Origin of the sequence: Saccharothrix coeruleofusca (assembly GCF_017876325.1) — a bacterium.
In the GTDB taxonomy this organism is placed as follows: Bacteria; Actinomycetota; Actinomycetes; order Mycobacteriales; family Pseudonocardiaceae; genus Actinosynnema; species Actinosynnema coeruleofuscum.
In genome coordinates this window covers 5,078,272-5,092,701 of the sequence record NZ_JAGINV010000001.1, presented here as the reverse complement: position 1 = coordinate 5,092,701, position 14,430 = coordinate 5,078,272, and the positions used below count along the sequence as shown (strand labels likewise).

Sequence of the window (14,430 nt, the reverse complement as noted above, 5' to 3'; positions counted from 1 at the left end):
ATGGCGTCCGCGATGGATCCCCGGCGACGGGTGGCCGGTGAGATCGCCCAGGTGGTCGGCGCCCAGCTGCAGGGACAACTCGCGGACCAGGTCAGGCGGCGCGTCGCCGCCTGGAACGACCCGCGCGCGAAGCTCGACCGGCGCTACCGCCGGTCGAGCCGCGTGCTGACCTTCTGGCTGATCGTGCTGGCCATCCTGTCCGCGCTCGGCGTGCTGGCCCTGGTCGGCGCGGTGCCGGTGGCCGCGGGCGTGGCCGCCGCGATCGGCATCGCGGGCACCGGCGTGCTCGCCGCCCGCACCGGCGTCAGGATGCGGCAGCTCAACGCCGAGCGCGAACGGCTCGTGCTGACCACGCCGCCGCCCCGCCCCCCGCTGCCCGCCCGCGCCTCGGCCGCCAGGGAGCCGATGGAGCGGCTGCGGGACGCCGAGGACGCGCTGGGCGAGCTGCTGGGCCAGCTCGACTCCGCCGCGCTGACCTCCGTGCCCGCCGACTCCGTCGCCCAGGCCCGCGCCACCGGCAGGGAGGCGTCCTCGGCGCTGCGCGCGGTGTCCATGCAGCTGCAAGCCGTGGAGCGGGCGCGCGACACCGCGCCCCCGCTGGAGCGGGGTCCCCTGGTCGAGGGTGTGCGCAGGCTGCGGGCCCAGCTCGACGAGGGCGTGGACGGCTACTGCGGGCTGGTCGCCGCCGCGGGCCGCGTGCTGGCCGAGAGCAGCGCCGCCCACCCCCGTGAGATCCTGGGTGACGCCACCGACCACTTGGCGGGCCTGGCCTCGGCGTTGCGCGACCTCTCCGGCTGACGTTCACACCTGCGCGAACGCCACTCTTTCACTCAGCGTCATCGAGTCACACAAGTGATCGAGTCGCGCCCCTCCACACTGCTGCAATAGTGTGATTATCAGACCGTTATATAGCGTTGCCCACTACATGGCGTGGCAGGATTCGACATCGGCCACAGCCCGGTGGTCGAGCACGGCGGTCGGGAGGGCATTGAGTGGCGTTGTGGACCGTGCACGGTGACGGGCGCACCACCGACGGTGACGCCATCGCGCCCGACGAGCGGCTGAGCTGGCCGCTCACCATCGGCTTCGGCGCGCAGCACCTCGCCGCCATGATCGGCGCCACCGTCCTGGTCCCCGCCAGCACCGGCCTGTCGGTCAGCACCACGCTGCTGTTCTCCGGCCTGGGCACGCTGCTGTTCCTGGTGCTCACCCGCAACCGGGTGCCCAGCTACCTGGGCGCCTCCTTCGCGTTCATCGCCCCGCTGACCGCCGCGCGCAGCGAGGGCGTCCCGGCACAGTTGGGCGGCGTGCTCGCGGCGGGCCTGCTGGTGGTAGTGGTGGGGGTGGCGGTCAAGGCGCTGGGCGTGCGGATGCTGGAGTCGGTGATGCCGCCCGTGGTCACCGGTGCGGTGGTCATCCTCATCGGGCTGAACCTGTCCCACAGCGCCACCGCGTCGTTCGCCGAGCAGCCACTGCTGGCGGCGGTGACGATGGGGGTCATCCTGCTGTGCGGGGTGCTGGGCCGCAGGCTGTTCTTCCGGTTCTCCGTGCTGCTGGGCGTGGTGGTGGGCTGGGCGCTGGGCTTCGCGCTGGACCTGGTCGACACCGCCGCGCTGGCCCGCGCCGCCTGGTGGGGGCTGCCGGAGATGCACTCCCCGGAGCTGCGCCCGTCGGTGACCCTGATGGTGCTGCCGGTGGTGATCGTGCTGGTCGCCGAGAACGTCGGCCACGTCAAGGCGGTGGCCGCGCTGACCGGCCGCAACCTCGACGGCAGCGTCGGCGACTCGATCATCGCCAACGGCCTGTCCACCGCGCTGGCCGGGGTCGGCGGCGGCACCGGCACCACGACGTACTCGGAGAACATCGGCGTGATGGGGGTGACCAGGGTCTTCTCCACCGCCGCGTTCGCGGTCACCGGGGTGGCCGCGGTGCTGCTGTCGTTCTCGCCCAAGGCCGCGGTGCTGCTGGCCAGCATCCCGCCGGGGGTGCTCGGCGGCGCGACGCTGGTGCTGTTCGGCCTGATCAGCCTGGTCGGCGTGCGGATCTGGCTGGACAACCGGGTGGACCTGACCAACCCCGGCAACGCGCTGGTCGGCGGCGCGGCGCTGGTCGCGGGCGTGGGCAACCTCACCCTGGTGCTCGGCGACCTGGAGCTGGGCGGCCTGGTGTGGGGATCGCTGCTGGTGGTCATCCTGCACCCGGTGCTGCGCTGGATGCGCGCCGCCCGCGGCGCCTGACGCCTGCAAGTACTACCCGCTCTCACCACCGAGGCGCATAACTACTACCCGACCTGTGGCCGCGCGTGCCTGCGATCGCGCGTTCGACGAGCCCGGTAGTAGCAACCGGCCCGCGCGGGGGTGTCGGGTAGTACTTGCAGGTGTCAGGGGATGAGGGACTTGTTGATGCGGCGGACCAGGCCGGGGCCCTCGTAGATGAAGCCGGTGTAGACCTGCAGCAGGCTCGCGCCCGCGTCCAGCATCCGCTTGGCGTCGTCCGGCCCGGCGATGCCGCCCACGCCGATGATCGGCAGCTTCCCGGCGGTCTCGCGGCTGACGAACCGCACCACCTCGCGCGCCCGCGCCGCCAGCGGCCTGCCGCTCAGGCCACCCGCCTGCTCGGCCAGCGCCCGGTCGGCCGGGGCCAGGCCCTCCCGCGAGAGCGTGGTGTTGGTGGCGATCAGGCCGTCCACCCGGTGCTCGGCGCACACCTGGAGCAGTTCGCCGATGGCCGCGTCGGTCAGGTCCGGGGCGATCTTGACCAGCAGCGGCTTGCGCGCGCCCAGCGCCGCCATCTCCTCGTTCAACGCCGACAGCAGCTCGGTCAGCGCCGCCCGGTCCTGCAGGCCGCGCAGGCCGGGGGTGTTCGGCGAGCTGATGTTGATCGCGAAGTAGTCGCCGTGCCGGTGCAGCGCCCGCAGCGAGGCGCGGTAGTCCTCCACCGCCCGCTCGACCGGCGTCACCTTCGACTTGCCCAGGCTGATGCCCAGCGGCACGGACAGCCCGCCCAGCCGCTCCAGCCGGTTGGCCAGCTCCTGGGCGCCCTCGTTGTTGAAGCCCATCCGGTTGATGATCGCCTCGCTGGCGCGCAACCGGTACAGCCGCGGCCGGGGGTTGCCCGGCTGCGGGTGCCGCGTCACCGTGCCGACCTCGACGAACCCGAACCCGAGCGCGGGCCACGCGGGCAGCGCGCGGCCGTCCTTGTCCAGGCCCGCCGCCAGGCCGACCGGGTTGGGGAACCGCACCCCGAACACCGTCCGCTCCAGCGACGGGTGCCGCACCGCCGCGCTGACCTTCGCCAACGGGCTCAGCCGGGCGAGCACGCCGAGGGTGGTCTCGTGGACCCGCTCCGCGTCCCCGCCGTGCAGGCGGAACAACGCCCTGCGCACCACTTGCCGGTAGACCACGGGGCACACCCTAGGCGATCGGCCCCGGCTGGCACTTCGGGCACCAGTACGCCACCCGCTCCAGCACCCCCTCGCCCTGCCCGCCGACCCGCACCCGCGTGCCGCAGCGCAGGCACGGTTTGCCGGTCCGCTCGAACACCCAGTGCTGCCGCCCGCGCGCCAGCACCCCGGTGGTGCTCTGCTCCGGGCGCCAGGCGTTGGCCAGCAGCAGCTTGCGGGACAGCCGCACCGCCTCGCGCGGGTCCACCGCGGACACCGGGGACCACGGCGACACGCGCAGCAGGAAGCACACCTCGGCCTTGTAGAGGTTGCCCACCCCGGCCACCACCCGCTGGTCGAGCAGCGCCAAGCCCAGCTCGCGGTCCGGGTCGGCGGTCAGCCTGCGCACCGCCTCGGCCTCGTGCGCGTCCGACCAGTCCTCGGCCAGCAGGTCCGGCCCCAGGTGGCCGACCAGCCTGTCCTCCTGCTCGGTGGGCAGCAGCTCCAGGTCGTGCAGCGCGAACCCCACGGCCACCCGGTCGGGCACCGCCAGCACGGCGCGGACCTGGTGGCCGGGCCGCCGCCACTTCTCGCCCGGCCGGTACAGGTGCCACGCCCCGTCCATCCGGAAGTGGCTGTGCAGGCTCAGCCCGCCGGAGAAGCGGGTGAACAGGTGCTTGCCGACCGACCGGACGCCGAGCACCGCCCGCCCGGACAGGTCGGCCGTCGCCAGGCGGGGGTGCCGCAGCTCGCCCCTGAGCAGCGTCTTCCCGGCCAGGGCGTCGTCGAGGCGGTGCCCGGCCAGGAAGACGGTGTCACCCTCGGGCACCGCGTTCGGCCAGCGCGCTCACGCCTCGATCGCCTCCTGGATCTCCTCGTCGTCGAAGTCGGGGTGCGCCGGGCGGCGACGGCTGCGGCTCATCCGCAGGATGCGCGCCAGCAGCAGGTTGAACGCCAGCGCCACCTCGCGCGCCCCCGGCGTGCCCCACTCGTGGATGGGCATGCAGGCGCCCTGCGCCTGCTGCACCGCGAGCCGGTCCGGCAGCGCCACCGGCATCACCAGCGGGCCGAAGATGTCGCGCAGCTCCTCGATGCGGAACTGGTGCTCGTGCGAGCGCGGCCGGACCCGGTTGACCACCACACCCAGCGGCTGCAGGCCCGCGTTGTGGGCGCGCTCGGCCTGCACCGCCTCGAACGCCCGCTGCACGCCCGCCACCGCGAACATGGTCGGCTCGGTGACCAGCAGCGCGCGGTCCGCCGCGACCAGCGCCGACCGGGTCAGCTGGCCCAGCGAGGGCGGGCAGTCCAGCAGCACCAGCTGGTAGTCGTCGGCCAGCAGCGCCAGCGCCTCGCGCAGCCTGCCCAGCCGGGTCTCGCCCGGATCGGGGTGGTTGAGCGCCTCGGCGTCCTCCGAGCCCGCCAGCACGTCCACCGACTCGCCCCAGGAGCTGGGCGCGATGGCGGCCCGCACGTTGTCCGGCGTGGGGTCCTCCAGCACGTCGCAGATGCTGCCCGAGGTCTCACCCGGCTCCAGCGTCGATGTGGCGTTGCACTGCGGATCCAGGTCGATGACCAGCGTCCGGACCCCGCGTCGGAGCGCGGCCGACGCGAGGCCGAGCGCGACCGTGGTCTTCCCTACGCCACCCTTGAGGCTGAGCACCGCGACCGTATGCACGATGTGCAGCCTACGGTCTCTAGGCTGCTGTGCCATGCGACCGGACGCCGTACACAGGGTGCTCGACACCGAGCTCGCCGCCGCGCGGGAGCGCCGAGGCGGCCAACCGCCCAGGGTCCTCGACGTCGGCGGGGGCAGCGGGGTGTGGGCCGTGCCGCTGGCCGCGGCGGGCTGCGCGGTCACCGTCATCGAGCCCAGTCCGAACGCGCTGGCCACGCTGCACCGCCGGGCCGAGGAAGCGGGCGTGGCGCAGCGCATCACCGCGGTGCAGGGCGACGCGGACGCGCTGGGTGAGGTCGCCGTCGACGGCGCGGCCGACCTGGTGCTCGGCCACGGGCTGCTGGAGGTCGTGGACGACGCCGCCGCGGCGCTGGCCGCGCTGGCCGCCGCGGCGGCCCCCGGCGCGGCGGTGTCCGTGCTGGTCGCCAACCGCTACGCGGCGGTGCTCCAGCGGGCCGTCGCGGGCCGGTTCGACGACGCGCGGAAGCTGCTCGACGACGCTGCGCACTCGCTGCCCCGCAGGTTCGACGCGCAGGGTCTTGAGACCCTGGTCCGCGCCGCGGGCCTGGAGGTAGAACTGCTCCAAGGGCACGGGATCGTCGCCGATCTGGTGCCAGGGGCCGTGCTGGAGGCGAATCCCGGCGCGGCGGAAGCACTGGCGGAGCTGGAACTGGCCGCCGCGGCCCGGTCGCCGTTGCGCGACGTGGCCGCCCGGCTGCACGTGCTGGCCCGCCGTCCAGGCTGAGCGGAGTGGCATGGCAGGAGTCGACGCACCCGAACCCGTTTTACCGACCGCGGTCCGCTGCACCGCCGAGCAGGTCAGAGCCGCCGCGGCCGGCGACCGCGCGGCCGTGCGGCAGTTGTTGTCGGCCATCCGCCCCCTGGTGGTGCGGTACTGCCGCGCCCGCGTCGGCAGCCGGGAGCGGTCCTTCGCCTCGGCCGACGACGTGGCCCAGGACGTCTGCCTGGCGGTGCTGACCGCGCTGCCCACCTACCGCGACCAGGGCCGCCCGTTCCTGGCGTTCGTCTACGGCATCGCGGCGCACAAGGTGGCCGACGCGCACCGCCACGCCGCGCGCAACCGGGCCGAGCCGGTGTCGGAGGTGCCCGACGGGCCGGAGACCGCCGCAGGGCCGGAGCAGCGGGTCGTGCAGGGCGAGCTGACCGAGCGGATGGCCCGGCTGCTGCGGCTGCTGCCGGACAAGCAGCGGGAGATCCTGGTGCTGCGCGTGGTGGTGGGCCTGTCCGCCGAGGAGACCGCCGCGGCGGTCGGGTCCACGGCGGGCGCGGTGCGGGTGGCCCAGCACCGGGCGCTGGCCAAGCTGCAGAAGGCGCTGACGCGACAGGAGCACCCGGTGGCCTGACAAGCGCCTGCAAGTACTACCCGACGTGCTCGCGAGGGCCGTTGACTACTACCCGACTCCGCGAAAGCGCGGTTCGGGGTGCGCGAGTGCGCGGTTCGGGGTGCCTGGACGCTCGACTCGTGCCCGGAACAGCGGCTAGTGCCGCCAGCGGGTGGCCGCGGCGACCTGTTCGGCGCCGACCCCCTCGAACAGCGCGACCTCGCCCCGCCGCACGTCGGCGACGGTCGCCGCGAACTCGGCCCCGAACGCCTCGCGGAGCACTTCGTCGGCCTCGAACGCGGCCACCGCCTCGGCCAGCGTCGTGGGCAGCCGGGGCACGTCGGGCAGCGTCGCCGGGTCCACCGCCAGCGGCTCGGGCAGCCGGGCCCGGTCGGCCATCCCGGCCAGGCCCGCCACCAGGGTCGCGGCCACCACCAGGTAGGGGTTGGCGGTCAGGTCGTAGCACTTGACCTCCAGCGATCGGCCCGCGACCAGCCGCAGCGCGGTCTCCCGGTTCTCCAGGCCCCACGCGGCGAAGCAGCCCGCCCAGTGCGACGGCACCAGCCGCAGGTAGCTGGCCACCGAGGGGCAGCCGATCGCGCACAGCGCGGGCAGCCCGCGCAGCACGCCCGCGGCGAACGCCTCGGCCTCGGCGGTCAGGCCGAACGGACCGTCGCCGCCCGCGAACAGCGGCCGCCCGTCGCGCCACAGGCTCAGGTGCAGGTGCCCGCCGTTGCCGACGCCGTCGGCGAGCACCTTGGGCGAGAAGGAGGCGCGCAGGTCGTGCCGGGAGCTGATCGCCCGGATCGTCTCGCGCACCAGCACGGCGGTGTCGGCCGCGCCCACCGGGTCCTCCGGCGCGGTGGACACCTCGAACTGGCCGGGCGCGTACTCCGGGTGCAGCTGCAGCACCTCGACGCCCTGGTCGGCCAGCGCGGCGAGCAGGTCCGCGGCGTAGTCGGACACCTCGACCTGCCGGGCGTGCCCGTAAGCGGGGCCGAGGGCAGCGGGCACGAACTCGTCGGTGCCGGTGCGGCCGACCACCCACTCCACCTCGAACCCGGCCAGCGCCTCCAGGCCCCGCGCGGCCAGCCGGTCCGCCACGGCGCGGGCCAGCCCGCGCTCGTCCTGCGGGTGCCGCCCGCCGTCCTGGTCGTACCGGTCCGCGGGCGCCCACGCCCAGCCCGGCTGGCCCGCCAGCGGCGTGAGCCGGTCCAGGTCCGGGTGCAGCCGCAGGTCGCCGACCGGGCCGCCCGCGTGCCGCCCGGCCACGATCGAGTCGTCCAGCAGGAAGGCGTCGAACACCGGGGACGCGCCGACGCCCCGCGCGGCGGCCTCGGGCAGCCCGGCCAGCGGCACGGACTTCACCCGCGTGATGCCGCTGTGGTCGACCCAGGTGATGGCGACCGCGACCACGTCCCGGTCGGCCAGCTCGCCGACCAGGTCGCGCGCCCGCTGGTACCGGCGGTCCCGCTCGGCAGCGTCCATGAGGTGCTGGGTACACCCGCTCACTACCCTCGGACAAGTGGACTCGCTGCTGCCCTGCGCGGCAGGCGCCCGGCTGGTGGACCACCACTGCCACGGCGTGCTGGCCGCGGACCTCGACCGCGCCGGGTTCGAGGAGCGGTTGACCGAGGCGGCGGAGGTCGGCCCGCTGGGCACGACGCTGTTCGACTCCTCGATCGGGCTGGCGGTGCTGCGGTGGTGCGCGCCAGTGCTGGACCTGCCGCCGCACTGCGCGCCCGACGAGTACGTGCGGCGGCGCCGGTCGCTGGGTGCGGCCGAGGTCAACCGGGCGTTCCTGGTCGCCTCGGGCATCGACGACTTCCTGGTGGACGCGGGCATCTGGCCGGACGGCTTCGCCGACCCGGCGTCGTGGACCGGGCGGTCCTTCGACGTGGTGCGGCTGGAGGCGCTGGCCGAGGACGTGGTGGTGGCGGGCGCGCGGGGGTTCCCGGACCGGGTGCGCGCGGCGCTGGCCGCCCGCGACGCGGTGGCGGCGAAGTCGATCGCGGCCTACCGGGTGGGGCTGGACCTGGACCCGGCGCGGCCGTCCGACGGCGAGGTCGAGGCGGCCGCCCGGCGGTGGCTGGGGTCGGGGTCCTCGCGGTGCGCGGACGAGGTCCTCTCCCGGTTCCTGGTGTGGGAGGCGGTCGACCGGGGGCTGCCGGTGCAGTTCCACGTCGGCTACGGGGACTCCGACGTCGACCTGCACCGCTGCGACCCGCTGCTGCTCACGCCGCTGCTGCGGGCCACGCGGTCGCGCGGGGTGCCCATCCTGCTGCTGCACAACTACCCGTTCCACCGCCACGCCGGGTACCTGGCGCAGGTGTTCCCGCACGTGTTCGCCGACCTGGGCCTGGCCACCCACGCCGTGGGCCACCAGGCGAGCCGGGTGCTGGCCGAGGCGCTGGAGGTCGTGCCGTTCGGCAAGTTCCTGTTCTCCACCGACGCCTTCGCGCTGGCGGAGCTGTACTACCTGGGCGCGCTGCTGTTCCGCCGGGCGCTGTCGGACTTCCTGGTCGACGGCCTGCGCCGGGGCGCCTTCACCGAGTCGGACGCGGAACGGGTGTGTCACCTGGTAGGAGGAGGGAACGCGCGTCGCGCGTACCGGCTGGACTAGAGTGTCGAACAGCTGTTCGAGATCGTTTCCGGAGGTGGTCGTGGGACGCAGCGCGGACCTGCCGCGCGGTCTGCTCGACCGCTTCCTGGCACGTGGCGACCAGTGGCCCGACGACACCGGCTGCCCGATGCTGCACGTGGACATGGACGCCTTCTACGCCTCGGTGGAGATCCGGGACCGGCCCGAGCTGGCGGGCAGACCGGTCGTCGTCGGCGGCACGGCGCACCGGGGCGTGGTGGCCTCGGCGAACTACCTGGCGCGCGAGTTCGGCGTCCGCTCGGCCATGCCCACCGCGCACGCGCGGCGGCTGGCCCCGCACGCGGTGTTCGTGCCGCCGAACTTCGCCCGGTACCAGGAGGTCTCGCGCGGGGTGATGGCGATCTTCCGGGACATCACGCCGCTGGTCGAGCCGCTGAGCCTGGACGAGGCGTTCCTGGACGTCAGCGGCGCGCTGCGGCGGCTGCGCGCCACCCCGGCGGCGGTGGCGCGGTCGATCCGGGAGCAGGTCGAGCGGGCGCACGGCATCACCTGCTCGGTCGGCGTGGCCCCGACCAAGTTCGTGGCCAAGCTGGCCTCGGGCATGTGCAAGCCCGACGGCATGATGGTGGTCCCGCGCGCCGAGGTGCTGCAGTTCCTGCACCCGCTGCCGGTGTCCGCGCTGTGGGGCGTGGGCAAGCGCACGGCCGAGCAGCTGGAGCGGGTCGGGCTGGAGCGGGTGGCCGACGTGGCGGCGATGCCGCTGCCCCGGCTGCGCAGGGTGGTCGGCGGGGCGCTGGCCGACCACCTGCACGCGCTGGCCAGGGGGCACGACGACCGGCCGGTGGTGCCCTCGACGCGGGAGAAGTCGATCGGCGCGGAGGAGACCTTCGAGGTCGACCACCACGACCGCGAGCTGCTGCGCCGGGAACTGCTGCGGCTGTCCGAGCGGACCTCGGCGACGCTGCGGGCCAGGGGGCTGCGCGGGCGGACGGTGTCGATCAAGGTCCGGTTCGCCGACTTCACCACGATCACCCGCGCGAAGACCCTGCGGGTGGCCACGGACGTGACCAGGGAGGTCTACCGCACCGCGGCGACCCTGCTGGACGAGCAGGTCCCGCCGGGCGCGGTGCGGCTGATCGGCGTCCGGGTGGAGCAGCTGGTGCAGGGCGAGGACGGCGAGCAGCTGGTGCTCGACGCCCCGGAGCGCGGCTGGCGCGAGGCAGAGCAGGCGGCGGACCAGGCCAGGACCCGCTTCGGCACGGCGGCGGTCCGCCCCGCGTCGCTGCTCGGCGCGCGGCCGGGGCGCGCGGACGAGGACCGGCCGAAACCCGACCGGGGAGGAGCACCGCCCCCGGCGCACCAGCCGGGCGGGCCGTGACCTCCGCCGATATTCCTTTGGCGTGCTCAGGGCCGTGCAGCAGGCTGGCCGCGTGACACAGCAGACGATCATCACCGACCCGTCGGGCACGAGCCGCTGGCGCCGGATCGCCGCCCTGGGGGCGCTCTCGGTGGGCACGTTCAGCTTCGTCACCACCGAAGCCGCGCCGATCGGCCTGCTCACGCTGATCGCCGAGGACCTGGACCGGTCGCTGACCACGATCGGCTCCCTGGTCAGCGCGTACGCGGCCGTGGTGGTGCTGGCGTCGGTGCCGCTGACCAGGCTGACCCGCGACCTGCCCCGACGCACCCTGCTGGGCGGCCTGCTGGCGGTGTTCGCGGTGGCCACCCTGGCCTCGGCCCTCGCGCCGACCTTCGAGCTGCTGCTGGTGGCCCGGCTGGTCACCGCGCTGTCGCAGGCCCTGTTCTGGAGCGTGGTGGCGCCCGTCGCGACCGGGATGTTCCCGGCGCACCGGCACGGCGCGGTCGTCTCGACGCTGTTCACCGGCAGCTCCCTGGCCCCGGTGCTGGGCATCCCGGCGGGCACCTGGCTGGGCGTGCAGGTGGGCTGGCGGGCGACGTTCCTCGCGCTGGCCGCGATCGTGACCGCGACCTGCGTCGTGGTGATCGCCCTGTTGCCCGCCGGGGGCGGGAGCGAGCGGAGCGCGGCCGGGGAGGAGGCCGACGCCCGTCGCTACGCCTGCCTGGTCGTGGTCACCGCGCTGGGCATCACCGGCCTGTTCAGCGCCTACACCTACATCACCGCGCAGCTGCTCGACGTGGCCGGGTTGCCGAGGCAGTCGCTGGGCGTGGTCCTGCTGGGCACCGGGGCCGCGGGCGTGCTGGGCGCGCTGATCAGCGGGCGGCTGGTCCAGCGCAGGCCGCTGATCAGCCTCGTCGTGCCGCTGGCCACGATGGCCGCGGCGATGCTGCTGCTGTTCCTGGCCGGGCGGTGGCTGCCCGCCGCCGTCGTCGCGGTCGCGCTGCTGGCGCTGGCGGGCAGCTGGTTCGCGGCCGCGCTGCAGGGCCGGGTGCTGCGGGTGGCGCCGCTGAGCACCGACATCGCCTCTGCGGGGAGCTCGACCGCGTACAACGCGGGCATCCTCGCGGGCTCCTGGCTGGGCGGAGTGCTGGTGGACGGTCCTGGCCTGCCTGCGACGGCGCTGGCGGGCAGCCTGCTCGCCGCGGCGGCCACGCTGGTCATGCTGACCGAGCCGCTGTTGGCCAGGCGGAAGCTCCGCTGATCGAGCCGTTCGGGTGTCATCCGAACCCATTTCGACCACGCTCGGCGAACACCCGGCACCCTGGGGGTGTGGACCGCTTCTGGACCTTGCTGACGCCTGCGGAGCACGCGCTGCTCAGCGGCAGCGGGGTCGAGCGCGATTACCCGCAGGGTTCGGTGGTCTGCCACGAGGGGGAGGTCACCGCGCACGTCCTGGTCGTGCTGCGCGGCCTGCTCAGGGTGACCGCGACCTCGGCGCACGGCCACGAGAGGGTGCTGGCGGTCCGGGGCGCGGGTGACATCGTGGGGGAGCGGTCGGCGGTCGACGGGCTGCCGAGGTCGGCCACCGTGCGGGCGCTGAGCGCGGTGCGCGCCCTGGTGGTGTCGGCGGCGGCGTTCGCCGCGCTGTGCCAGCGGCACCCGCGCATCGCCTGGGCCGTGCTGACCGTGGTGGTGGGCCGCCAGCGCGACACCGACCGGCAGCGCGTCCAGTTCAGCGGCACGGCCACCCAGCGCGTCTCGGCCGTGCTGGTCGACGTGGCCCTCCGGCGCGGCGTCGCCGACGGGGGCGCGGTGTCGCTGAGCCAGGAGGAGCTGGCGGGCATCGCGGGCACGTCGCGCGAATCGCTGGTGCGCGTGCTGCGCTCGTTGCGGGACGAGGGCATCATCAGCACCGGCAGGCGCAAGATCGAGATCCACGACGTGGACCGCCTCCACGAGTTCACCAGCTGATTCCCCGGAGTGCGTCATCTGACGCAGACCCGGCGTCCCCGGCCTCTTACAAATGAGGTACGTCGGAGCCCGGAGGGGGAGTCATGAACCACAACGAGGAGCACGGGAAGTCCCGCCGTCGGTCCATCGAGCACCTGGTCTGCGCGGTGGTGTTCACCGCGGTGCAGCTGTGGGCGGTGGTCTTCGTCCTGGTCGGCCTGGACGTGGGGGGCGCGCAGGCGCTGGCCGTGGCGGTGCTGGCCGCGGGCGGCCTGCTGGCCGTCCACGACGCGTGGCGCGAGGTCCACCCGGTCAAGCGCGCCGAGAAGGCGTCGGTCGAGCCGGGGGAGCTGGTGCGCCAGTGAGCTCGCGGCGGTCTTCGAGGGGTGGCCGCCGCCGCCCGCCGGTCCCCTCCGGAACGCGCTCCGGAGAGGACCGGCGGGGTCTCGACCCCCGAGTTGTCCACAGCCCACCCAGTTGTCCACAGGTCGTGATCACCGGCTCGACCGGGCGAGCGCGACCGACCACAGTGGACGCATGCGCCACACCAACCGCGCCACCGTCGACCTCGACGCGCTGGGACACCTGTTCACCCACCGCGTCGCCAAGGTCTCCGAGCTGATCCACCTCGGCCTGTCCGGCCGGGTGCTGCTGGACCGCTGCCGCCCCGGCGGCCCGTGGCAGCTTCTGCTGCCCGGTGTCCTGCTGCTGGACCGCACACCGCCCACCCGGTGGCAACTCGCGCAGGCCGCCCTGCGCCACGCCGGACCGGGCGCCCTGCTGACCGGCTTGGACGCGGTGCTGCTGCACGGCCTGCACGTGCTGCCCGCCGTCGGCCCGGTGCACGTGCTGGCCACCCGCCGCGCCCCGCCCGTCGACCGGGTCCGGGTCACCCGCGCGCGAGCGCTGCCCGCGCTCGTGCTGCGCAAGGGGTTCCCCACCGCCCCGCTGCCCAGGGCGGTGGCCGACGCCGTCCGGTTCCTGCCCGGCCACGAGGCCGTCCGCGCGCTGCTCGCCGAAGCCGTCCGCGCCGGTGTCGCGGTGGCGGAGCTGAGGGCGGGTCTGCGCCGGGGTTGCGAGGGGGCCCGCCGCGTCCTGGCCGAGCTCGACCGGGGCGGGCCGGGCGCGCCCGGTCGGCGACCACCTCGCCGCGTCGAGCCGCCTGCTCCGGTCCGGCGGCTGCTGGACCGGTCGGGAGTGCCCCCGCCGCGCTGGGGCGTGCCGCTGCGCTCGGCGGAGGGGCGTGCGCTGGGGTCCGCCGACGCCTGGTGGGACGAGTTCGGCGTGGCGTGGCAGTTCCGCACCCCGCCGTCGGGCTCGCGGGCGCTGGCGGCGACCGGCGTGGTGGTCGTCCAGACCAGTGCGCGGGAGCTGCGGCACGCTCCGGAGGCGGTGGGCGCCCACCTGCTGCGCGCGCTGGCCGCGGCACGGGCGCGTCCGCGTCCGGCGGTGGCGGCGGGGGAGGGGGTGCGGACGGGTCGTCTGGACCTCACGGAGGTCTGACCGTTGCCCCGTGAGGATGATGGTGACCGAAGAGACCGCCCAGGAAGGCGGACTGGGTAGTCGCGGAGGCTCGCGAATCGTATCCTGGTCGTGACACCCCCAGGGCGGGGCGTCCGCCGGGACCGGCGGCAACCGTGACCACCCGGCGCCCGCGACCGCTGTGCCGGAGGAGGAGCCATGCCACTCTCCGAGCACGAGCAGCGACTGCTCGACCAGATCGAGCGCGCGCTCTACGCCGAGGACCCGAAGTTCGCATCCACCGTGCGCGGCGCCAAGCTGCGCAAACCGTCCCGACGTCGGCGCATCTACGGCATCGTGTTGTTCGCCGTGGGTGTGGCGCTGCTGGTGACAGGTGTGATGTTGCCGAAGCTCGCTGGTATCCCGGTGGTGAGCGTGGTCGGTTTCCTGTTGATGTTCTTCGGCGTGCTGTTCACCATGACGACGCTGCGTCGTGGTGAGCAGGGTGCCGAGGAGCCCAACGACGAGGGAAGCAGGCCCAGCCGCAGCTCGTTCTCGCAGAAGATGGAAGAACGTTTCCGTCGTCGCTTCGAGAACGAGTAGCAGCCCGACCCGACACACACGGCCCGCCCGCCCAGGGCGGGCCGTGGGTTGTGT

15 protein-coding genes are annotated in these 14,430 nt (G+C 74.6%); 11 read left to right on the top strand and 4 right to left on the bottom strand.

Annotation, left to right across the window (positions count from 1 at the left end):
- The first annotated feature begins 12 nt into the window (after positions 1-12).
- Entirely contained in the window at positions 13-798 is a 786-nt protein-coding gene (gene pspM / locus JOF41_RS22750; RefSeq protein WP_189222992.1) for a phage shock envelope stress response protein PspM, read from the top strand.
- Between the two features lie 194 nt (positions 799-992).
- Positions 993-2,237, top strand: coding sequence for a uracil-xanthine permease family protein (locus tag JOF41_RS22745; protein WP_209621813.1), 1,245 nt, complete (start codon positions 993-995; stop codon positions 2,235-2,237).
- A gap of 143 nt (positions 2,238-2,380) precedes the next feature.
- Here JOF41_RS22745 and JOF41_RS22740 read toward each other — a convergent pair whose 3' ends face one another.
- Genes JOF41_RS22740 through JOF41_RS22730 form a run of 3 tightly spaced genes read right to left on the bottom strand, consistent with a single transcriptional unit; the run spans position 2,381 to position 5,057 of the window.
- Positions 2,381-3,403, bottom strand: a complete 1,023-nt coding sequence (locus tag JOF41_RS22740; RefSeq protein WP_189222994.1) for a quinone-dependent dihydroorotate dehydrogenase — start codon at positions 3,401-3,403, stop codon at positions 2,381-2,383.
- Positions 3,404-3,413: 10 nt separating this feature from the next.
- Positions 3,414-4,211, bottom strand: a complete 798-nt coding sequence (locus JOF41_RS22735; RefSeq protein ID WP_189222995.1) for a DNA-formamidopyrimidine glycosylase family protein — start codon at positions 4,209-4,211, stop codon at positions 3,414-3,416.
- 18 nt (positions 4,212-4,229) lie between these two features.
- Positions 4,230-5,057 carry a ParA family protein gene (locus JOF41_RS22730; RefSeq protein ID WP_189222996.1) on the bottom strand — a complete coding sequence of 276 codons (828 nt, stop codon included), beginning with the start codon at positions 5,055-5,057 and terminating at the stop codon, positions 4,230-4,232.
- Positions 5,058-5,091: 34 nt separating this feature from the next.
- On the opposite strand from JOF41_RS22730, the gene JOF41_RS22725 reads away from it, so the two are divergent.
- Complete coding sequence (locus JOF41_RS22725) at positions 5,092-5,802, top strand: class I SAM-dependent methyltransferase (protein WP_189222997.1); 711 nt, start codon at positions 5,092-5,094, stop codon at positions 5,800-5,802.
- Between the two features lie 10 nt (positions 5,803-5,812).
- On the top strand, positions 5,813-6,421 hold the full coding sequence (locus JOF41_RS22720) for a sigma-70 family RNA polymerase sigma factor (protein ID WP_209621807.1): 609 nt from the start codon (positions 5,813-5,815) through the stop codon (positions 6,419-6,421).
- A 135-nt stretch (positions 6,422-6,556) separates the two neighbouring features.
- Here JOF41_RS22720 and JOF41_RS22715 read toward each other — a convergent pair whose 3' ends face one another.
- Positions 6,557-7,888: a glutamine synthetase family protein gene (locus JOF41_RS22715; RefSeq protein ID WP_189222999.1), complete on the bottom strand. Its 1,332-nt coding sequence runs from the start codon at positions 7,886-7,888 to the stop codon at positions 6,557-6,559.
- Between the two features lie 37 nt (positions 7,889-7,925).
- Between JOF41_RS22715 and JOF41_RS22710 the strand changes: the two genes are divergently transcribed.
- From JOF41_RS22710 to JOF41_RS22680, 7 genes are all read left to right on the top strand, one after another.
- Positions 7,926-9,023 carry an amidohydrolase family protein gene (locus JOF41_RS22710; RefSeq protein ID WP_189223000.1) on the top strand — a complete coding sequence of 366 codons (1,098 nt, stop codon included), beginning with the start codon at positions 7,926-7,928 and terminating at the stop codon, positions 9,021-9,023.
- A gap of 40 nt (positions 9,024-9,063) precedes the next feature.
- Positions 9,064-10,380 (top strand): DNA polymerase IV, encoded by a 1,317-nt coding sequence (locus JOF41_RS22705; protein WP_189223001.1) that lies wholly within the window; start codon positions 9,064-9,066, stop codon positions 10,378-10,380.
- A gap of 52 nt (positions 10,381-10,432) precedes the next feature.
- Complete coding sequence (locus tag JOF41_RS22700) at positions 10,433-11,623, top strand: MFS transporter (protein WP_189223002.1); 1,191 nt, start codon at positions 10,433-10,435, stop codon at positions 11,621-11,623.
- A gap of 68 nt (positions 11,624-11,691) precedes the next feature.
- Positions 11,692-12,333 (top strand): Crp/Fnr family transcriptional regulator, encoded by a 642-nt coding sequence (locus JOF41_RS22695; RefSeq protein ID WP_189223003.1) that lies wholly within the window; start codon positions 11,692-11,694, stop codon positions 12,331-12,333.
- Between the two features lie 83 nt (positions 12,334-12,416).
- Positions 12,417-12,677 carry a hypothetical protein gene (locus JOF41_RS22690; RefSeq protein ID WP_189223004.1) on the top strand — a complete coding sequence of 87 codons (261 nt, stop codon included), beginning with the start codon at positions 12,417-12,419 and terminating at the stop codon, positions 12,675-12,677.
- Between the two features lie 172 nt (positions 12,678-12,849).
- On the top strand, positions 12,850-13,815 hold the full coding sequence (locus JOF41_RS22685) for a hypothetical protein (RefSeq protein ID WP_209621804.1): 966 nt from the start codon (positions 12,850-12,852) through the stop codon (positions 13,813-13,815).
- A 177-nt stretch (positions 13,816-13,992) separates the two neighbouring features.
- Positions 13,993-14,376, top strand: a complete 384-nt coding sequence (locus JOF41_RS22680; RefSeq protein WP_189223006.1) for an SCO2097 family morphological protein — start codon at positions 13,993-13,995, stop codon at positions 14,374-14,376.
- Positions 14,377-14,430: the final 54 nt, after the last annotated feature.